The sequence below is a fragment of the Klebsiella sp. BDA134-6 genome (genome assembly GCF_015601345.1).
Lineage (GTDB): Bacteria > Pseudomonadota > Gammaproteobacteria > Enterobacterales > Enterobacteriaceae > Klebsiella > Klebsiella grimontii.
Genome location: NZ_CP064784.1, coordinates 258735 through 278492, shown reverse-complemented (window position 1 = coordinate 278492; position 19758 = coordinate 258735). Strand labels below are relative to the sequence as shown.

The window sequence follows — 19758 nt, the reverse complement described above, 5'->3', positions numbered from 1 at the left end:
AAACCTGCGTCTTCACCCACGGTTTAACGCTTCTGGAACGATTTACGACTCATGGCTCGTCATAATAGAAAGCTCTCTTTCACCACGCCGATCGTCATCGGGTTTGCGGGTATTTTACTCAGCTTCTTGCTCATCGCGGTGTTTGCCACAATGACGCAGAGGAAAGATTTTCTCGAAGATTATCATCATATTAACCGCAATTTTACCCACAATATGGCGACCAACTACACGGAGACGCTGCTGCAGGGCAACGACTTTATCCTCACCCGTGCCGCCACTTTCTTTGCCCGCAATGATGCGCTGAATGAGGCGGTTAACGTCAATCCTGAAAAAGGGTTGATGCAGCTCATGCAGTTGCAAAATATGATGCAGACCGTTTCGTCCATCTCGCTGGCGGATACCAATGGGCACTATCTGCGCGCGCCCGAGGTTCTGAAAACCGAAGACAGCCAGTCCTTCGATGCCAAAACAAGGCCGTGGTTTATTAAGCAAGCGGAAGCCAGTACCTTTAGTCTGTATACCAGCCCGTACAACGACTACTTCACACATCATCCGACCATTACCCTCTATAAACCCATTATTTCCCCGGAAGGGCGACTGAAGGGCAGCCTCGCTTTTCATCTCGATCTCACTTCAATGGGCTATGCGTTACGACAAATGGTTGCTCCGGTCCAGGGGGAGTTTTTTGTGGTGCAACGCGATGGTAAAGTCGTTCTCCATCCCGATCCTGGCGCTTTGTTTAAACCTTACGTCAGTGAAGCCTTGATGGACAGAATGACCAGCGGCGAAGGCCAGCTTTACGATACCGATACGGACACCTGGTACTATTATTACTCCTTTACCAACCCCGACTGGTTTGTTATTTATCGGGTCGATAACGCGACGCTGGTCAACTTAACGCGCCATGAAACCGATATCGTCGCCTGGAGCTTTGCCCTGGCCGCGATCGTCATTGTGCTGTTTGGCCTGTATTTACGCCATGCTTCACGTACGGTGTTGATGAACATCATCAATGCGATTAAAACCGGGGATGTTCAGCGTGCCCCGCGGTTGGAAGCGATGCTCAGCAAAGCCATCGAGAGCAATAAGCAGCGCGAGTTAACCTACGTTCGCCAGGCGACCATCGACGCGCTAACCGGCTGCAAGAACCGACGCGCCTTCGACAGCGATATCGCCGCGCTGATGAACGATCATCATCCCTTCTCTCTTGCGCTGGTTGATATTGATAACTTCAAAACGATAAACGACACCTGGGGCCACCTCAACGGCGATATCGTGCTGCGCAACGTCGCCCGGGAAGGACTGCAAATCCTTCAGCCCCTGCAAATTTCACTTTACCGCTACGGCGGCGAAGAGTTTGCGGTGATATTTTCCGGCGGACATATCGATAACGCTCTGATGTTGCTGGAAAGCTGGCGAGCCAGCGTCGCGCAGCGCTCCTGGCGTGAAGAAGGATTGACGGTCACCTTTAGCGCGGGCCTGGGCGAATGGAATATGGAGCCCCTGGAGCAGCTTGTCGTGCGCGTTGATGAAGCGCTTTATAAAGCCAAGCAGCAGGGCAAGAATCGTATCGTCCGCACCTAAGAGAGCACGCTACTATAGGCCCGGCGGAGCGGGCTTTTATCGTTTTCAACCCTAAATCCGAAACCGGTTTCATTATTTTGTGATGACTTACACACAATCACCGTAAAGCGGTTGTCCCACCCGCCAGCCCGCGATAAAGATGGTACATCAAGGAACATAAGGGCCATCAACTATGAAGAATATCGTTTTATGCTGTGCCGCAGGTATGTCCACCAGCATGCTGGTTCAACGAATGCAGGCCGCTGCGCAACAAAAAGGCGTGGAAGTCTCGATCAAAGCCGTACCGGTTGCCGAATTTAAAGATAATCTTGCGGCTGCCGATATTATCCTGCTCGGTCCTCAGGTGAAATATGAGCAAGCCAAGCTACAGGCTATGGCCGACCCTTTTGGGAAAAAAGTCGCCGTTATCGATATGATGGATTACGGTATGATGAAAGGCGATGCCGTGCTTGATAAAGCCCTGAAGTTGATGGAGTAAGAAATGGAAGATTTAGAAACGATCATCATGGAGCTTCTGGTTAACGCCGGTTCAGCGCGCAGCTCGGCTTTAACCGCTCTGCAGCTGGCGCGTAAAGGCGATTTTGCCGCCGCCGAACAGGCGATGGCGGAATCCCACGAATTCGTCAAGCATGCGCATAAAATCCAGACCCAGCTTATCGGCATGGACGAAGGCAGCGGTAAGCTTCCGGTTAACCTGATCACCGTGCACTCCCAGGATCACCTGATGAACGCGATGGTCATTCAGGATCTGGCAACCGACATGATTGAACTCTATCGCCGAATTCCGCTCGCACAATAACGTCAACAGGCGCCGCTATCGGCGCCTGAATCCTCTTAAAGAAATCCGTACATTGCCGCAAACACCCAGCCAAAGACGCAAGAAACGCTGACGCCAATAAGTCCGGGGAGAATAAAACTATGGTTAATCACAAAGCGGCCGATATGCGTGGTACCTGAGCGATCGAATTGAATCGCCGCCAAATCGCTTGGGTAGGTCGGCAGAATATAATAACCGTAGCAGGCGGGCGCGGAAGCGACGATGTAGGCCGGGTCGACGCCAATCGCCAACGCCACCGGGACGATCGCCGCCAGCGCAGCCGCCTGGGAGTTAACAAACTTCGATACCAGCAGCAAAACGATAGCGTAGGCCCACGGGTACTCCTTCACCATCTCACCGAGCACGCCTTTAATCTCGGTCATGTGCGCGCCGAACATCGTTTCCGCCATCCACGCGATGCCGTATACGGCAACGATAGCGATCATCCCGGAACGAAACACCTCATTTTTTGAGATCGAAGCCGGATTGGTTTTCGTAATAATGATGATGAGCGCCCCGGAGAGCAGCATAAACATCTGGATTACCAGTACCATCGACAGCGGCTTACCGTCGAATGCCGGACGCAGTTCGGAGAAGGCGCCGAGCAGGGCGACAACCGCGATGGAGGCCAGAAAAATCCACATCGCGATCCAGTTACTGGTCGGAAGCTTCTTATCCAGCAAAGTGGCCGTGTCGCCATAAACGTAGTGGCGGTTTTCCGGCACCGCGATAAAGGCCTGGAACTCCGGGTCTTTATCGAGATCTTTGCCGCGAAACCAACTAAAGATACCAATGGCCAAAATCCCCAGCAGCGTAGACGGAATGGTTATTGCCAGCAGATCGAGAAACTCAAGGTGCTTACCGTTAAAGGTAAAATTGCCAAGCATCGCCACCAGCGAGACGACTGCCACGGAAACCGGGCTGGCGATAATCCCCATCTGCGCGCCGATCGAGCTGGCGGCCATAGGTCGCTCCGGACGGATGTTATTTTTGATGGCGACATCATAAATAATCGGCAGGATGGTATATACCACGTGCCCCGTGCCGCAAAGAATCGTCAGCGTACAGGTGACGAATGGTGCGACGATCGAGACATATTTCGGGTTTCGCCGCAGGAGCTTCTCGGCAATCTGCAGCATCACGTCTAACCCACCGGAAGCCTGCAGCGTCGCCGATGCGGCCACGACGGCGATAATCACCAGCATGACATCGACGGGCGGTTTTCCAGGCTTCAGGTGAAAAACAAAGACCAGGATGACTAACCCAATTCCGCCTAAAAGGCCGAGCGCAATGCCGCCCTTTTTCGCGCCATAGAACAGACAAATTAAGATAATGATAAGTTGTATAGCAAATTCCATACATCCCCCAGAAGCTATCCATTAAATAACGACAATACTCTCCGCTTTGTTTTTATTTGTTCACCTCCTCCATCGCCTTTTTGACGGGCGTAACAATCCCCTCGGCTGCGGTAAACCGAAAAGAACAGGGAAAGTAATCACATGATTATTTTAGTTTTTTGACTATATAGCGTTTGCGGTGCTTATTTTTTGATACGTGTAGAATTTTCACCCATTAATGAATGATGAAAATCAGAAAAGAAAATAAATAATTACGGCAGATGCTTACATTTGCTAATTAATTGCAGCAAATATATCAATAAAATGTAATCAAAAAGTAGATGACAGAAATAACGATAATAAACTGAGAGGCAATAAAAAAGCCAGTCAGGTAACCTGACTGGCTTTTTGAGCGCTTAGCGAATCAACGATTAATCGTTGTCAGAACCGCCCAGACCGGCGTTCAGCAGTTCTGCCAGGTTGGCAGACGCTTCTTCCACGCTTACCTGCGGCGCTGCAGGCAGCTCGCCCGCTGCGCGACGGCGCATACGATCCTGGTGGTACGCATAACCGGTACCGGCTGGGATCAGACGACCCACGATAACGTTCTCTTTCAGGCCGCGCAGTTCGTCGCGTTTACCCGCAACGGCTGCTTCGGTCAGGACACGCGTGGTCTCCTGGAACGATGCGGCAGAGATGAACGATTCGGTTGCCAGAGACGCTTTGGTGATACCCAGCAGATCGCGGGCGAATGTTGCCCCCACTTTGCCGTTCGCTTCCAGATCGCGGTTTGCAATCTTAACGCGAGAGTATTCAACCTGTTCGCCTTCCAGGAAGTCGGAGCTACCGGCGCTTTCGATGGTCGCTTTACGCAGCATCTGACGAACGATAACTTCGATGTGCTTATCGTTAATCTTAACGCCCTGCAGACGGTATACGTCCTGGACTTCGTTAACAATGTAACGCGTCACAGCATGCACACCACGCAGACGCAGAATGTCGTGCGGCGCTTCCGGACCGTCGGAAACCACGTCACCACGTTCTACACGTTCACCTTCGAACACGTTGAGCTGACGCCACTTAGGTATCATCTCTTCGTACGGATCGCTACCGTCTACCGGGGTGATAACCAGACGACGTTTCCCTTTGGTTTCTTTACCGAAGGAAATGATGCCGCTGATTTCAGCCAGGATTGCCGGCTCTTTCGGACGACGTGCTTCGAACAGGTCGGCAACGCGCGGCAGACCACCGGTGATGTCCTTGGTACCGCCGGATTCCTGCGGTACACGCGCCAGGGTGTCACCAGAGCTGATCTGTACGCCATCTTCCAGCTGAACAATCGCTTTACCCGGCAGGAAGTACTGCGCAGGCATATCGGTGCCAGGGATCAGAACGTCATTGCCCTGAGCATCAACGATTTTCAACGCCGGACGCAGGTCTTTACCGCCAGTGGTACGCTCTGCAGAGTCCAGAACCACCAGAGAAGACAGACCGGTCAGCTCGTCGGTTTGACGAGTAATGGTCTGGCCGTCAATCATGTCAGTGAAGCGGACGAAACCACTCACTTCCGTGATAACCGGCATGGTGTGCGGATCCCAGTTTGCTACGGTTTCACCGCCGGCAACCTGCTCGCCATCACCTTTCGCCATAACGGAGCCGTAAGGCACTTTATAGCTCTCTTTGGTACGACCGAATTCGTCGATCAGCTTCAGCTCGGTATTACGGGAAGTAATAACCAGTTTGCCGCTGGAGTTCACAACCGACTTCGCATTGCTCAGACGGATGCTACCTTTGTTTTTCACCTGAATGCTGGATTCAGCAGCCGCACGAGATGCCGCACCACCGATGTGGAACGTACGCATCGTCAGCTGTGTACCCGGCTCACCGATGGACTGTGCCGCGATAACGCCGATAGCCTCACCTTTGTTGATGATGTGGCCACGCGCCAGGTCACGACCGTAGCAGTGTGCACATACACCAAAGTCGGTGTCGCAGGATACAACGGAACGTACCTTGACGGAGTCAACGGAGTTCTCTTCCAGCAGATCGCACCAGTGCTCGTGCAGCAGCGTATTGCGTGGAACCAGAATGTCCGCCGTACCCGGCTTCAGAACGTCTTCAGCGGTCACACGACCCAGAACGCGATCGCGCAGCGGCTCTTTAACATCGCCACCCTCGATAACCGGGGTCATGGTGATGCCTTCCAGAGTGCCGCAGTCATCTTCAGTCACCACCAGGTCCTGCGCGACGTCAACCAGACGACGAGTCAGGTAACCGGAGTTCGCCGTTTTCAGTGCGGTATCCGCCAGACCTTTACGCGCACCGTGCGTGGAGATGAAGTACTGGAGTACGTTCAGACCTTCACGGAAGTTCGCGGTGATTGGCGTTTCGATGATGGAGCCATCCGGCTTCGCCATCAGACCACGCATACCGGCAAGCTGACGAATCTGAGCAGCAGAACCACGCGCACCGGAGTCGGCCATCATGTAGATGCTGTTGAAGGAGACCTGCTGCTCTTCTTCGCCGTTACGGTTAATAACGGTTTCAGTTTGCAGGTTGTCCATCATCGCTTTGGATACACGATCGTTCGCCGCGGCCCAGATATCGATAACTTTGTTGTAGCGTTCGCCAGCGGTCACCAGACCAGACTGGAACTGCTCCTGAATCTCAGCAACTTCCGCTTCTGCTTCGCTGATGATCTCGTATTTTTTCTCCGGGATGACCATGTCATCGATACCAACGGATGCACCTGAGCGCGCTGCATAAGCAAAGCCGGTGTACATCGTCTGGTCCGCAAAAATAACGGTCGGTTTCAGGCCCAGAATACGGTAGCAGGTGTTCAGCATCTTGGAGATGGCTTTCTTACCCAGCGCCTGGTTGACGATGGAGAAAGGCAGACCTTTCGGTACGATCATCCACAGAATGGCACGACCAACGGTCGTATCTTTCAGGCTGGTTTTCGCAACGAATTCGCCGTTTTCATCTTTTTCGTATTCGGTAATACGCACTTTAACGCGCGCATGCAGAGAGGCCAGGCCAGCGCGGTAAATACGCTCAGCTTCTTTCGGGCCAGTCAGCACCATGCCTTCGCCTTTGGCGTTAACACAGTCACGGGTCATGTAGTACAGACCCAGAACAACGTCCTGAGACGGAACGATGATAGGCTCGCCGTTCGCCGGAGACAGGATGTTGTTAGTAGACATCATCAGCGCACGCGCTTCGAGCTGGGCTTCCAGCGTCAGCGGTACGTGAACAGCCATCTGGTCACCATCGAAGTCGGCGTTGTATGCCGCACAAACCAGCGGGTGCAGCTGGATAGCTTTACCTTCGATCAGCACCGGTTCAAATGCCTGGATACCCAGACGGTGCAGGGTTGGTGCACGGTTCAGCAGTACCGGGTGTTCGCGGATGACTTCGTCCAGGATATCCCAAACGACAGCTTCTTCGCGCTCAACCATTTTCTTAGCGGCTTTGATGGTGGTGGCGAGGCCACGCAGTTCCAGCTTGCCGTAAATAAACGGTTTGAACAGCTCCAGCGCCATTTTCTTCGGCAGACCGCACTGATGCAGACGCAGGTATGGACCTACGGTGATTACAGAACGACCGGAGTAGTCAACGCGCTTACCGAGCAGGTTCTGACGGAAACGACCCTGCTTACCTTTGATCATATCGGCCAAAGATTTCAGAGGACGTTTGTTAGAACCGGTGATCGCACGACCGCGACGACCATTATCCAGCAGGGCGTCAACCGCTTCCTGCAGCATACGTTTTTCGTTGCGTACGATGATGTCCGGCGCGGCCAGATCCAGCAGACGTTTCAGACGGTTGTTACGGTTAATGACGCGACGATACAGATCGTTCAGGTCAGAAGTCGCAAAACGACCGCCATCCAGCGGAACCAGCGGACGCAGATCTGGCGGCAGTACCGGCAGAACGGTCAGGATCATCCACTCCGGCTTGTTGCCAGACTGGACGAACGCTTCCAGCAGCTTGATACGCTTGGTCAGCTTCTTACGCTTGGTTTCGGAGTTGGTTTCGTTCAGCTCTTCGCGCAGAGTTTCACACTCTTGCTCCAGATCCATGCTCTTCAGCAGGGCCTGAATTGCTTCCGCACCCATCTTCGCGTCGAATTCGTCACCGAACTCTTCCAGCGCATCCAGATACTGCTCTTCAGTCAGGATCTGCTGGCGTTCCAGGTTGGTCATACCGCCTTCGATAACCACATAGGATTCGAAGTACAGCACGCGTTCGATATCGCGCAGCGGCATATCGAGCAGCAGGCCGATACGGGACGGCAGAGACTTCAGGAACCAAATGTGGGCGGTCGGAGACGCCAGCTCGATGTGGCCCATACGCTCACGGCGCACTTTAGTCTGGGTCACTTCAACGCCGCACTTCTCACAGATCACACCGCGGTGTTTCAGGCGCTTGTACTTACCGCACAGGCACTCGTAATCTTTTACTGGCCCGAAAATACGCGCACAGAAAAGGCCGTCACGTTCAGGTTTGAACGTACGGTAGTTAATGGTTTCCGGCTTTTTAACTTCACCAAAAGACCATGAACGGATCATGTCTGGCGATGCCAGAGCAATTTTGATCGCATCAAACTCTTCGGTTTTAGTTTGCGCTTTCAGAAACTTTAATAAGTCTTTCACGGATTTGCTCCCGTCGGAGTTAGCACAATCTGGCGCCGGGTCTTACCCCGGCACCAGTGACCTGTTTGAGCGAGAGTTACTCGTCTTCCAGTTCGATGTTGATGCCCAGCGAGCGAATCTCTTTCAACAGAACGTTGAAGGATTCCGGCATGCCCGGTTCCATCTGATGGTTGCCGTCTACGATGTTTTTATACATCTTAGTACGGCCGTTCACGTCATCAGACTTAACGGTGAGCATTTCCTGCAGGGTGTATGCTGCGCCATATGCTTCCAGCGCCCACACTTCCATCTCCCCGAAGCGCTGACCACCGAACTGCGCCTTACCACCCAGCGGCTGCTGAGTAACCAGGCTGTAAGAACCGGTAGAACGCGCATGCATTTTGTCATCAACCAGGTGGTTCAGTTTCAGCATGTACATGTAGCCAACGGTAACCTGGCGCTCGAATTGCTCACCGGTACGACCGTCGAACAGGGTGATCTGGCCGGAAGTCGGCAGGCCACCAAGCTGTAACAGTTCCTTGATTTCAGACTCTTTCGCACCGTCGAAGACCGGCGTTGCGATCGGCATACCTTTTTTCAGGTTTTCAGCGAGACGCATAACTTCTTCGTCAGTGAAGGTATTCAGATCTACCTTCTGACGAACGTCGGTACCCAGATCGTAGGCACGCTGGATGAACTCGCGCAGTTTGGCGACTTCCTGCTGCTGTTTCAGCATGGCGTTGATTTTCTCGCCAATGCCTTTCGCAGCCATACCCAGGTGAGTTTCCAGGATCTGACCGATGTTCATACGAGACGGTACGCCCAGCGGGTTCAGTACGATGTCTACCGGCGTGCCGTTTTCATCGTAAGGCATATCTTCGATCGGGTTGATCTTAGAGATAACACCCTTGTTACCGTGACGACCTGCCATTTTGTCACCAGGCTGAATCTGACGTTTAACGGCCAGATACACTTTAACAATCTTCAGCACGCCCGGTGCCAGATCGTCGCCCTGAGTGATTTTGCGGCGTTTCGCTTCGAGTTTTTTCTCGAACTCGTGTTTCAGTTCGTCGTACTGCTCAGCCAGCTGTTCCAGCTGATTCTGTTTCTCTTCGTCGGTCAGGCCCAGTTCCAGCCAGCGATCGCGCGGCAGCTTGTCGAGCTTCTCAGCTTCGATACCGCCGGAAACCAGCACCGCGTAGATACGACCAAACAGGCCAGCTTCGAGGATCTGCAGTTCTTCAGACAGGTCTTTTTTAGCCTGTTTGAGCTGCATCTCTTCGATTTCCAGCGCACGCTTGTCTTTTTCTACGCCGTCACGGGTAAAGACCTGAACGTCGATAATGGTACCGGAGACACCGTTAGGCACGCGCAGGGAAGAGTCTTTAACGTCAGACGCTTTCTCACCGAAGATCGCACGCAGCAGTTTCTCTTCCGGCGTCAGCTGGGTTTCACCCTTCGGCGTCACCTTACCAACCAGAATATCGCCGCCGGTTACTTCCGCGCCGATATAAACGATACCGGATTCATCCAGTTTGGAGAGCGCAGCTTCACCCACGTTCGGGATGTCGGCAGTGATCTCTTCCGGCCCCAGCTTGGTGTCACGAGACACGCACGCCAGTTCCTGAATGTGGATGGTGGTAAAACGGTCTTCCTGGACAACACGCTCGGAAACGAGGATGGAGTCTTCGAAGTTGTAACCGTTCCACGGCATGAACGCTACGCGCATGTTCTGACCGAGTGCCAGCTCACCGAGGTCGGTGGACGGGCCGTCAGCCAGCACGTCGCCGCGCTCAATTGGCTCACCCAGAGACACGCACGGCATCTGGTTGATGCAGGTGTTCTGGTTAGAACGGGTGTACTTGGTCAGGTTATAGATGTCGATACCTGCTTCGCCCGGGTACATCTCGTCTTCGTTAACTTTGATAACGATACGGGATGCATCCACGTACTGAACGGTACCGCCACGCTTAGCAACCGCAGTTACACCGGAGTCAACGGCAACAGCACGTTCCATACCGGTACCAACCAGCGGCTTATCAGCGCGCAGAGTTGGAACGGCCTGACGTTGCATGTTCGCACCCATCAATGCACGGTTGGCGTCATCGTGTTCCAGGAACGGGATCAGGGACGCACCGACAGAAACCACCTGCTGAGTGGAAACGTCCATGTAGTCAACCTGATCGCGGCTGAACAAGCTGGATTCGCCTTTACTACGGCAGGTAACCAGATCTTCTACAAAGTGGCCTTCGTCATCGAGGTTGGAGTTCGCCTGAGCGATAACGTAGTTGCCTTCTTCGATAGCAGACAGGTAATGAATTTCGTCGGTTACAACACCGTCAGTCACTTTACGATACGGCGTCTCAAGGAAGCCATATTCGTTAGTCTGTGCGTACACGGACAGGGAGTTGATCAGACCGATGTTCGGACCTTCAGGGGTTTCGATTGGACATACGCGACCATAGTGAGTCGGGTGTACGTCTCGAACTTCAAAGCCTGCGCGTTCACGGGTCAGACCGCCAGGGCCGAGTGCGGAGATACGGCGTTTGTGCGTAATCTCAGACAGCGGGTTGTTCTGGTCCATAAACTGAGACAGCTGGCTGGAACCAAAGAACTCTTTCACTGCCGCAGAAATCGGCTTGGCGTTGATCATATCCTGAGGCATCAGGGTATCCAGATCGCCCAGAGACAGACGCTCTTTCACCGCACGCTCTACACGTACCAGGCCAACGCGGAACTGGTTTTCCGCCATTTCACCCACGGAACGAATACGACGGTTTCCGAGGTGGTCGATATCATCGACTTCGCCTTTACCGTTACGGATATCGATGAGCTTCTTCATCACTTCGATGATGTCTTCTTTGCTCAGGATACCGGAACCTTCGATTTCGTCGCGCAGCAGAGAACGGTTGAACTTCATACGACCTACCGCGGACAGATCGTAGCGGTCTTCAGAGAAGAACAGGTTCTCGAACAGGCTTTCAGCCGCTTCGCGAGTCGGCGGCTCACCAGGACGCATCATGCGGTAGATTTCTACCAGCGCGCTCAGACGATCGTTGGTCGGGTCGACACGTACAGTCTCGGACATGTACGGACCGTGATCCAGATCGTTGGTGAACAGCGTTTCGATACGCTTATGGCCAGACTGGCTCAGCTTGGCCAGCAGATCCAGGCTCAGCTCCATGTTCGCCGGGCAGATCAGCTCGCCAGTAGATTCGTCGATATAGTCTTTAGAGGCAACCTTGCCCGCAATGTACTCAACCGGAACTTCGATATGTTTGATATCGTCTTTTTCCAGCTGGCGAATGTGACGTGCGGTGATGCGACGCCCTTTCTCAACGTACACTTTACCGTTAGCTTCGATGTCGAAGGAGGCGGTTTCGCCGCGCAGACGCTCCGGAACCAGCTCCATCTGCAGCTTATTATCGCGAATTTCAAAAACCACTTTCTCGAAGAACAGGTCAAGGATCTGCTCAGTGGTGTAATTCAGCGCGCGCAGGATGATGGTAGCCGGCAGCTTACGACGACGGTCAATACGGACAAACAGGTTGTCTTTCGGGTCGAACTCGAAGTCCAGCCAGGAGCCGCGGTAAGGAATGATACGTGCGTTATACAGGACCTTACCGGAAGAGTGGGTCTTACCTTTGTCACTGTCAAAGAAGACGCCCGGGCTACGGTGCAGCTGAGAAACGATAACGCGCTCGGTACCGTTAATAACGAAGGTACCGTTGTCGGTCATGAGCGGAATTTCGCCCATGTAGACTTCTTGTTCTTTAATGTCTTTAACGGTGCCTTCCGGCGCTTCGCGCTCGTAGATCACCAGACGCAGTTTGACACGCAGCGGTGCCGAGTAGGTCACGCCACGGATCTGACATTCTTTAACGTCAAAAACCGGTTCGCCCAGACGGTAGCTGACGTACTGCAGCTCGGAGTTACCGCTGTAGCTTTTAATCGGGAATACGGAACGGAAAGCTGCTTCCAGACCATACTGCCCTTCAGGATCTTGCTCGATGAACTTCTGAAACGAGTCAAGCTGGATAGAAAGGAGATAAGGTATGTCCAGAACCTGCGGACGTTTACCAAAATCCTTACGAATACGTTTTTTCTCGGTATAGGAGTAAACCATAGGGTTCCTCAGCTCGCTGACAAGTCGACCCATCTGCCCACATAAGGCAGTTTTTTATGCAACACTATTTTGTTGACCGGAAAATGGAACACTTTCCGCAATACCTGTTTCTATCACGCTTAAACCATTTCATTGCGATTTACACAGCTCAGGAGCCCTAACCTGTCGCAGTATATTAAGTCGTCTATAGAAACAAGCATTGTCAGGACAACCAGCAGTCAAACAGTGTGAAATTCTACTGGCGCCTTACAGCGCAAAAAGGCTGGTGACTAAAAAGTCACCAGCCATCAGCCTGATTTCTCAGGCTGCAACCGGAAAGGTTGGCTTATTTAACTTCAACTTCAGCGCCAGCTTCTTCCAGAGATTTTTTCAGTGCTTCAGCGTCATCTTTGCTCACGCCTTCTTTCAGAGCGGCCGGAGCAGATTCTACCAGGTCTTTAGCTTCTTTCAGACCCAGACCAGTTGCGCCACGTACTGCTTTGATAACGGCAACTTTGTTAGCGCCGATACCTTTCAGAATTACGTCGAATTCAGTTTTTTCTTCAGCAGCTTCAACCGGGCCAGCAGCTACAGCTACAGCAGCAGCAGCGGAAACACCGAATTTTTCTTCCATTGCAGAGATCAGCTCAACAACGTCCATTACGGACATAGCGGATACTGCTTCAATGATTTGATCTTTAGTGATAGACATTTAAATTGTTCCTGAATATCAGAATAAGTTTATACGTAAGCGAATGCTTTACAAAGACAACTGCGATTAAGCAGCTTCTTTCGCATCGCGTACAGCAGCCAGAGTGCGAACCAGTTTGCCAGCCGAAGCTTCTTTCATGGTTGCCATCAGGCGTGCAATTGCTTCTTCGTAGGTCGGCAGAGTTGCCAGGCGGTCGATTTGCGACGCCGGGATCAGCTCACCTTCAAAGGCTGCGGCTTTGACCTCAAATTTTGCATTCGCTTTCGCGAACTCTTTAAACAGACGAGCGGCAGCGCCCGGGTGTTCCATAGAGTATGCAATCAGGGTCGGACCAACAAACGTGTCTTTCAGGCACTCGAAAGGAGTACCTTCAACGACGCGGCGCAGCAGGGTGTTACGAACAACACGCATGTATACGCCAGCTTCACGACCTGCTTTACGCAGTTCAGTCATTTTGTCTACAGTCACGCCACGGGAATCCGCAACTACTGCAGACAGCGCGCCTTTGGCTACTTCGCTGACTTCAGCAACAATCGCTTGTTTGTCTTGAAGATTTAAAGCCATTAGCTTTGCTCCTGGATGTTTGCCAGAGCTCATGCTCCGGAACTCACTTCACTCGACTCAAAGAGAAGAGCGTCTTAATACGGTGAGCAGAAACAAGCCAGAGTATCCAAAAATAATCTTAGCGTTCTGTCACCGTCTACGCAGGGCATTAAGTCTCTTACGAGACACCTGCGGTCTTCGACGGAGGCCTGGATAGGCCAGGCTCCAACGAACAAATCTTGTCTATCCGTCGCTATTCAATCTGTGGCGGCGTTGACTGCCTTCGTTCACACCGGTCACATAGTTAACTATGCTCCAGGCGATTCACTCAGTTGTCGCTTTGCCACAGCCTGAATATGTCGGCTATACGTCTGCTATAAGCAGAATACGTGGGGGTAAGATTGTAGACAAATTCACCGCCCACGTAAAGCTAATCTTAGTTCGCAGAAGCGCTCAGACCAGCCTGATCAACGGCAACGCCAGCACCCATGGTGGTGGAGATGCTGATTTTCTTGATGTACACACCTTTAGCCTGAGTCGGTTTCGCTTTTTTCAGCGCAACCAGCAGAGCTTCCAGGTTTTCTTTCAGTTTATCAGCGTCAAAATCCACTTTACCGATGGTGGTGTGAATGATGCCGTTTTTGTCGTTACGGTAACGAACCTGACCTGCTTTAGCGTTCTTAACCGCTTCAGCAACGTTCGGCGTTACAGTACCAACTTTCGGGTTTGGCATCAGGCCGCGCGGACCCAGAACCTGGCCCAGCTGGCCAACAACGCGCATTGCATCCGGGGAAGCAATAACAACGTCAAAGTTCATTTCGCCTTTTTTGATCTGGTCAGCCAGATCTTCCATACCTACCAGCTCTGCGCCAGCAGCTTTAGCTGCTTCAGCGTTCGGGCCCTGGGCAAATACGGCTACGCGAACTGAACGGCCAGTACCGTGCGGCAGTACGGTCGCGCCACGGACGTTCTGGTCAGATTTACGAGCGTCGATGCCGAGGTTAACGGCAACATCAACGCTTTCAACGAACTTAGCAGTAGCCAGTTCTTTCAGCAGAGAGATGGCTTCGTTGATGTCGTACTGCTTGGTCGCATCAACTTTGTCACGAATCACGGACATGCGCTTGGTCAGTTTAGCCATTTCTTAGTCCTCCACTACCAGGCCCATGGAACGTGCAGTACCTTCAATGGAGCGAGTCATCGCTTCAATGTCGGAACCAGTCATGTCGGCAGCTTTGGTCTGCGCGATTTCCTGCAGCTGAGCGCGGGAAATTTTACCTACTTTGTCTTTGTTCGGTTTACCGGAACCAGACTTGATACCAGCCGCTTTTTTCAGCAGAACTGCTGCCGGCGGAGTTTTGGTAACGAAGGTGAAAGAACGGTCAGCGTAAACGGTGATAACAACCGGGATTGGCAGACCTTTTTCCAGGGATTCAGTTTTTGCGTTGAACGCTTTGCAGAATTCCATGATGTTCACACCCTGCTGACCCAGTGCTGGACCAACCGGCGGACTCGGGTTTGCCATACCAGCTGCAACCTGCAGCTTGACATAGGCTTGTACTTTCTTAGCCATGTAAATTTCCTCGTTTGGGTGTAGCGCCTGAAAAGGCTCCCCGTGATAAATATCGCTTTATGGGAATCAGACCCATAAAAACAAAAGGCGCGAAATTGTATGCCAATTTCGCGCCTCATGCAACGATTAAATCGTTGCTTTTTTGATCGGCTATTAGGCTTTTTCTACCTGAGCAAAGTCCAGCTCAACCGGCGTCGCACGACCGAAGATAGAAACGGACACTTTCAGACGAGACTTCTCGTAGTCCACTTCTTCAACAACGCCGTTAAAGTCGGCAAACGGACCGTCGCTAACGCGAACCATTTCACCCGGCTCAAACAGCGTCTTCGGCCGCGGCTTATCGCCAACCTGCTGCAGGCGGTTCATGATCGCGTCGACTTCTTTGTCGCTGATCGGTGCCGGACGGTCAGACGTACCGCCGATGAAACCCATTACACGCGGTACGCTGCGCACCAGGTGCCAGCTCGCGTCATTCATCACCATCTGGACCAGCACGTAGCCCGGGAAGAATTTGCGTTCGCTTTTACGACGCTGGCCGCCACGGATTTCGACCACTTCTTCGGTCGGCACCATGACTTCGCCAAACAGCTCTTCCATGTTATGTAATTTGATGTGCTCACGTAGCGAAGTCGCTACGCGGCCTTCAAAACCGGAAAACGCCTGAACGACGTACCAACGCTTTTTAGGTGCTTCAGACATCTCAGAACCTCAGGCCAGTGATAAAGGATACCAGGCGAACCAGAATACCATCCAGTCCCCACAGGATCAGTGACATTACGGCAGTCACTGCGGCAACAATCAGCGTGGTATGCAACGTTTCCTGCCGAGTCGGCCAGATCACCTTGCGGACTTCGGTTCTCGCTTCACGAGCGAAGGCGACTGTCGCCTTACCTTTTGTCGTTAACAGCGCGACACCGCCCGCTGCAGCGATCAGAATCACTACAGCCAGCGCACGCACTGCCAGCATAATGTCACGATAAAGGAAGTTGCCGACGATGGCCACAACCAGCAGCACGACTACGATTGTCCACTTCATCGCTTCGAGGCCGCGCCCGCTCCCTTGAGCTTCGGTATTCGCACTCATAAACCAACCTGTCACAAGAATTCAGACAAATAACTTCACCCCGCATGAAATGCGAGGCGACCAAACCGAAATGCTCTGCTGCGTTTCGGACTTAACGCCCTCTTCAGAGCCTGTCTCAGCAATGATTATGACCCAAAAAATCACTGATGAGCCAGGTTCTGGTGTGAAAGCGTGCAAAAAGGGCATCAAATGATGCCCTTTTATTGCGCATTGCGTCAAATGTTATCAGCAATTAGCCGAGAACTTTAGCAACCACGCCTGCGCCAACGGTACGGCCACCTTCACGGATTGCGAAACGCAGACCGTCGTCCATCGCGATCGGGTGGATCAGGGTAACAACCATTTTGATGTTGTCGCCCGGCATTACCATCTCTACGCCTTCCGGCAGTTCGATGGTGCCAGTCACGTCAGTTGTACGGAAGTAGAACTGCGGACGGTAGCCTTTGAAGAACGGAGTATGACGGCCGCCTTCGTCTTTGGACAGAATGTACACTTCAGATTCGAACTTGGTGTGCGGCTTGATGGAACCCGGCTTAGCCAGTACCTGACCACGTTCGATTTCTTCACGTTTGATACCACGCAGCAGAACACCAACGTTCTCACCAGCACGGCCTTCGTCCAGCAGTTTGCGGAACATTTCAACGCCAGTACAGGTAGACTTCGCAGTCTCTTTGATACCAACGATTTCAACTTCTTCGCCAACTTTGATGATACCGCGCTCTACACGACCGGTAACAACGGTACCACGACCGGAGATGGAGAATACGTCTTCGATCGGCAGCAGGAACGGCTTGTCAATCGCACGCTCTGGTTCCGGGATGTAAGAATCCAGATAGCCAGCCAGTTCGATGATTTTCGCTTCCCAGTCTGCGTCGCCTTCCAGCGCTTTCAGAGCGGAACCGCGAACGATCGGAGTGTCGTCGCCCGGGAAATCGTACTGAGACAGAAGTTCACGAACTTCCATTTCAACCAGTTCCAGCAGCTCTTCGTCATCAACCATGTCGCATTTGTTCAGGAACACGATGATGTACGGAACGCCTACCTGACGACCCAGCAGGATGTGCTCACGAGTCTGCGGCATCGGACCGTCAGTCGCAGCAACAACCAGGATCGCGCCGTCCATCTGTGCAGCACCGGTGATCATGTTTTTAACATAGTCGGCGTGGCCCGGGCAGTCTACGTGCGCGTAGTGGCGAGTCGGGGTGTCATATTCAACGTGAGAAGTGTTGATGGTGATACCACGAGCTTTTTCTTCCGGCGCGTTATCGATCTGATCGAATGCGCGAGCAGAACCACCGTAGGTTTTAGCCAGAACGGTAGTGATTGCAGCGGTCAGCGTTGTTTTACCATGGTCAACGTGGCCGATAGTACCGACGTTAACGTGCGGTTTTGTACGTTCAAACTTTTCTTTAGACATCGATTGTCCCTCTAAGACACGGATAAATCGGTGATATCACCACATCAACCGGGCAACATGCCCGACTTGTTGAATGCAATAAACCAGAGAGAAACAGGGGAGGAGAGATAAAGAAGTGGTGCTGATACCCAGAGTCGAACTGGGGACCTCACCCTTACCAAGGGTGCGCTCTACCAACTGAGCCATATCAGCACGTTTGGAGCGGGCAGCGGGAATCGAACCCGCATCATCAGCTTGGAAGGCTGAGGTAATAGCCATTATACGATGCCCGCATCCTGAAACTCGGCTACCCAGTTCTTTCTATAACAAAAAAAAGAGAAGCGTCTCTTTTTCTGTTTGAGCTGACCAGTTTAACCAATCAACTCTGGCTCCGCAAAGCGTTGCCGAAAGATGGTGGTGGGGGAAGGATTCGAACCTTCGAAGTCGATGACGGCAGATTTACAGTCTGCTCCCTTTGGCCGCTCGGGAACCCCACCAGGCACTTGATGGTGCCGACTACCGGAATCGAACTGGTGACCTACTGATTACAAGTCAGTTGCTCTACCTACTGAGCTAAGTCGGCATCAAGTAGCGCGCATTCTAGGGAGACCTGCGAGTTCATGCAACTAAAAAATTGCAGAAAATGTTCTATTGCTCACATTTTGTGCTCAAACGAGAAAAAACGGTGTAATTTCAAACAGAGCAGAACAAAAATACGCCAACTTTCTTCACAGATAAGGTTACGAGGAAGGCAAAAGGCATATCCAAACCGCGCAAGTAATATCGATACCTCGCAACCTCTCCCTTAAGATGTCGCGAAAACTCGCTGGCCTCTATCGAGGACTTTATACCCCCTTACCAAACCATTCATCTCTGTGATGCTACCTTTAGAAAGCATCATTCAATGAGTTTTTTTCTTATTATTCCGCGCAATCTGGTGTTACCCTCCTGCCCATTGTCCTGATTAACTAGTGTGAAGCACCCCGCCTTCATGTAATTCGGCGGTTGCAAGAGCATGCTTATGAGCCTAAAAGAGCAAACGTTAATGACACCGTATCTACAATTTAACCGTGACCAATGGGCTGCACTGCGTGATTCCGTTCCGATGACGCTAACAGAAGAAGAAATCACGCGGTTAAAAGGCATCAACGAAGATCTTTCCCTGGAAGAAGTTGCAGAGATTTATTTGCCGCTGTCGCGTTTACTCAATTTCTATATCAGTTCTAATTTGCGCCGCCAGGCTGTACTGGAACAATTCCTTGGCACCAATGGCCAACGTATTCCTTATATCATTAGCATTGCGGGTAGCGTGGCGGTCGGGAAGAGCACCACCGCACGCGTACTACAGGCTTTACTTAGCCGCTGGCCTGAGCATCGACATGTAGAATTGATTACGACAGATGGTTTTCTCCACCCTAACGCAGTATTGAAAGAACGTGGACTGATGAAGAAGAAGGGCTTCCCACAGTCATACGATATGCATCGCCTGGTTAAATTCGTCTCCGATCTGAAATCCGGCGTACCTGATGCTACGGCACCGGTCTATTCACATCTCATTTATGATGTGATTCCGGATGGGGATAAAACGGTCACTCAGCCTGATATATTAATTCTTGAAGGATTAAATGTTTTGCAGAGTGGAATGGATTACCCTCACGATCCACATCATGTATTTGTTTCCGACTTCGTTGATTTTTCAATTTATGTGGATGCACCAGAAGAGTTGCTCAAAACCTGGTATATCAATCGTTTTCTGAAATTTCGCGAAGGGGCTTTTACCGACCCGGACTCTTATTTCCATAACTATGCTCAGCTGTCTAAAGACGAAGCTATTAATATTGCCACATCGCTTTGGAATGAAATTAATCTTTTGAATTTAAAAGAAAATATCTTACCAACACGTGAGCGAGCCAGTCTTATCATGACAAAAAGCGCAAACCACTCAGTCAATCAGGTGCGGTTAAGGAAATAAA

General features: G+C 51.9%; 14 protein-coding genes and 4 tRNA genes. 4 read left to right on the top strand and 14 right to left on the bottom strand.

Annotated elements, in window-relative coordinates; genetic code table 11:
• Window positions 1–51 precede the first annotated feature (51 nt).
• The 3 genes from IYV58_RS01270 to IYV58_RS01260 all read left to right on the top strand — a co-directional run bounded on the left by IYV58_RS01270 (window position 52) and on the right by IYV58_RS01260 (window position 2383).
• Complete coding sequence (locus tag IYV58_RS01270; protein WP_004127586.1) at window positions 52–1584, top strand: sensor domain-containing diguanylate cyclase; 1533 nt, start codon at window positions 52–54, stop codon at window positions 1582–1584.
• 217 nt (window positions 1585–1801) lie between these two features.
• Window positions 1802–2062 (top strand): PTS sugar transporter subunit IIB, encoded by a 261-nt coding sequence (locus IYV58_RS01265; RefSeq protein WP_009652762.1) that lies wholly within the window; start codon window positions 1802–1804, stop codon window positions 2060–2062.
• A gap of 3 nt (window positions 2063–2065) precedes the next feature.
• A complete protein-coding gene (locus IYV58_RS01260; RefSeq protein WP_004097651.1) occupies window positions 2066–2383 on the top strand; it encodes a PTS lactose/cellobiose transporter subunit IIA in 318 nt (105 codons plus the stop codon).
• 35 nt (window positions 2384–2418) lie between these two features.
• On the opposite strand, the gene dcuB is transcribed toward IYV58_RS01260, so the two are convergent.
• From dcuB to IYV58_RS01190, 14 genes are all read right to left on the bottom strand, one after another.
• The gene (dcuB, locus tag IYV58_RS01255; protein WP_004127583.1) at window positions 2419–3759 is read right to left on the bottom strand and encodes an anaerobic C4-dicarboxylate transporter DcuB; all 1341 of its coding nucleotides are present in this window, start codon (window positions 3757–3759) and stop codon (window positions 2419–2421) included.
• Between the two features lie 410 nt (window positions 3760–4169).
• Complete coding sequence (rpoC, locus tag IYV58_RS01250; protein WP_004127580.1) at window positions 4170–8393, bottom strand: DNA-directed RNA polymerase subunit beta'; 4224 nt, start codon at window positions 8391–8393, stop codon at window positions 4170–4172.
• 76 nt (window positions 8394–8469) lie between these two features.
• Window positions 8470–12498 (bottom strand): DNA-directed RNA polymerase subunit beta, encoded by a 4029-nt coding sequence (gene rpoB, locus IYV58_RS01245; RefSeq protein ID WP_004127579.1) that lies wholly within the window; start codon window positions 12496–12498, stop codon window positions 8470–8472.
• A gap of 325 nt (window positions 12499–12823) precedes the next feature.
• Window positions 12824–13189, bottom strand: coding sequence for a 50S ribosomal protein L7/L12 (gene rplL / locus IYV58_RS01240; RefSeq protein WP_004097645.1), 366 nt, complete (start codon window positions 13187–13189; stop codon window positions 12824–12826).
• Window positions 13190–13255: 66 nt separating this feature from the next.
• Entirely contained in the window at window positions 13256–13753 is a 498-nt protein-coding gene (rplJ, locus tag IYV58_RS01235) for a 50S ribosomal protein L10 (RefSeq protein WP_004097644.1), read from the bottom strand.
• A gap of 415 nt (window positions 13754–14168) precedes the next feature.
• On the bottom strand, window positions 14169–14873 hold the full coding sequence (rplA, locus tag IYV58_RS01230; RefSeq protein ID WP_004097642.1) for a 50S ribosomal protein L1: 705 nt from the start codon (window positions 14871–14873) through the stop codon (window positions 14169–14171).
• A 3-nt stretch (window positions 14874–14876) separates the two neighbouring features.
• Window positions 14877–15305 (bottom strand): 50S ribosomal protein L11, encoded by a 429-nt coding sequence (gene rplK / locus IYV58_RS01225; RefSeq protein WP_004097640.1) that lies wholly within the window; start codon window positions 15303–15305, stop codon window positions 14877–14879.
• Between the two features lie 153 nt (window positions 15306–15458).
• Window positions 15459–16004: a transcription termination/antitermination protein NusG gene (gene nusG, locus IYV58_RS01220; protein WP_002438628.1), complete on the bottom strand. Its 546-nt coding sequence runs from the start codon at window positions 16002–16004 to the stop codon at window positions 15459–15461.
• A gap of 1 nt (window position 16005) precedes the next feature.
• Window positions 16006–16389 (bottom strand): preprotein translocase subunit SecE, encoded by a 384-nt coding sequence (gene secE / locus IYV58_RS01215; RefSeq protein ID WP_004097638.1) that lies wholly within the window; start codon window positions 16387–16389, stop codon window positions 16006–16008.
• A gap of 232 nt (window positions 16390–16621) precedes the next feature.
• Window positions 16622–17806, bottom strand: coding sequence for an elongation factor Tu (tuf, locus tag IYV58_RS01210; protein WP_004097636.1), 1185 nt, complete (start codon window positions 17804–17806; stop codon window positions 16622–16624).
• Between the two features lie 116 nt (window positions 17807–17922).
• Window positions 17923–17998: transfer RNA gene (locus IYV58_RS01205), tRNA-Thr, on the bottom strand.
• A 5-nt stretch (window positions 17999–18003) separates the two neighbouring features.
• A tRNA-Gly gene (locus IYV58_RS01200) sits at window positions 18004–18078 on the bottom strand.
• Window positions 18079–18197: 119 nt separating this feature from the next.
• A tRNA-Tyr gene (locus tag IYV58_RS01195) sits at window positions 18198–18282 on the bottom strand.
• Between the two features lie 10 nt (window positions 18283–18292).
• Window positions 18293–18368: transfer RNA gene (locus tag IYV58_RS01190), tRNA-Thr, on the bottom strand.
• Between the two features lie 438 nt (window positions 18369–18806).
• Between IYV58_RS01190 and coaA the strand changes: the two genes are divergently transcribed.
• The gene (gene coaA, locus IYV58_RS01185; RefSeq protein ID WP_004127574.1) at window positions 18807–19757 is read left to right on the top strand and encodes a type I pantothenate kinase; all 951 of its coding nucleotides are present in this window, start codon (window positions 18807–18809) and stop codon (window positions 19755–19757) included.
• Window position 19758 lies beyond the last annotated feature (1 nt).

What these genes read in the sequence shown, in the direction of transcription:
- coaA (WP_004127574.1), top strand. Translation starts at nt 18,807, where the DNA reads ATGAGCCTAAAAGAGCAAACGTTAATGACACCGTATCTACAATTTAAC.
- IYV58_RS01270 (WP_004127586.1), top strand. Translation starts at nt 52, where the DNA reads ATGGCTCGTCATAATAGAAAGCTCTCTTTCACCACGCCGATCGTCATC.
- rpoB (WP_004127579.1), bottom strand. Translation starts at nt 12,498, where the DNA reads ATGGTTTACTCCTATACCGAGAAAAAACGTATTCGTAAGGATTTTGGT.
- IYV58_RS01260 (WP_004097651.1), top strand. Translation starts at nt 2,066, where the DNA reads ATGGAAGATTTAGAAACGATCATCATGGAGCTTCTGGTTAACGCCGGT.
- IYV58_RS01265 (WP_009652762.1), top strand. Translation starts at nt 1,802, where the DNA reads ATGCTGGTTCAACGAATGCAGGCCGCTGCGCAACAAAAAGGCGTGGAA.
- rplL (WP_004097645.1), bottom strand. Translation starts at nt 13,189, where the DNA reads ATGTCTATCACTAAAGATCAAATCATTGAAGCAGTATCCGCTATGTCC.
- rplK (WP_004097640.1), bottom strand. Translation starts at nt 15,305, where the DNA reads ATGGCTAAGAAAGTACAAGCCTATGTCAAGCTGCAGGTTGCAGCTGGT.
- rplA (WP_004097642.1), bottom strand. Translation starts at nt 14,873, where the DNA reads ATGGCTAAACTGACCAAGCGCATGTCCGTGATTCGTGACAAAGTTGAT.
- secE (WP_004097638.1), bottom strand. Translation starts at nt 16,389, where the DNA reads ATGAGTGCGAATACCGAAGCTCAAGGGAGCGGGCGCGGCCTCGAAGCG.
- tuf (WP_004097636.1), bottom strand. Translation starts at nt 17,806, where the DNA reads ATGTCTAAAGAAAAGTTTGAACGTACAAAACCGCACGTTAACGTCGGT.
- dcuB (WP_004127583.1), bottom strand. Translation starts at nt 3,759, where the DNA reads ATGGAATTTGCTATACAACTTATCATTATCTTAATTTGTCTGTTCTAT.
- rplJ (WP_004097644.1), bottom strand. Translation starts at nt 13,753, where the DNA reads ATGGCTTTAAATCTTCAAGACAAACAAGCGATTGTTGCTGAAGTCAGC.
- nusG (WP_002438628.1), bottom strand. Translation starts at nt 16,004, where the DNA reads ATGTCTGAAGCACCTAAAAAGCGTTGGTACGTCGTTCAGGCGTTTTCC.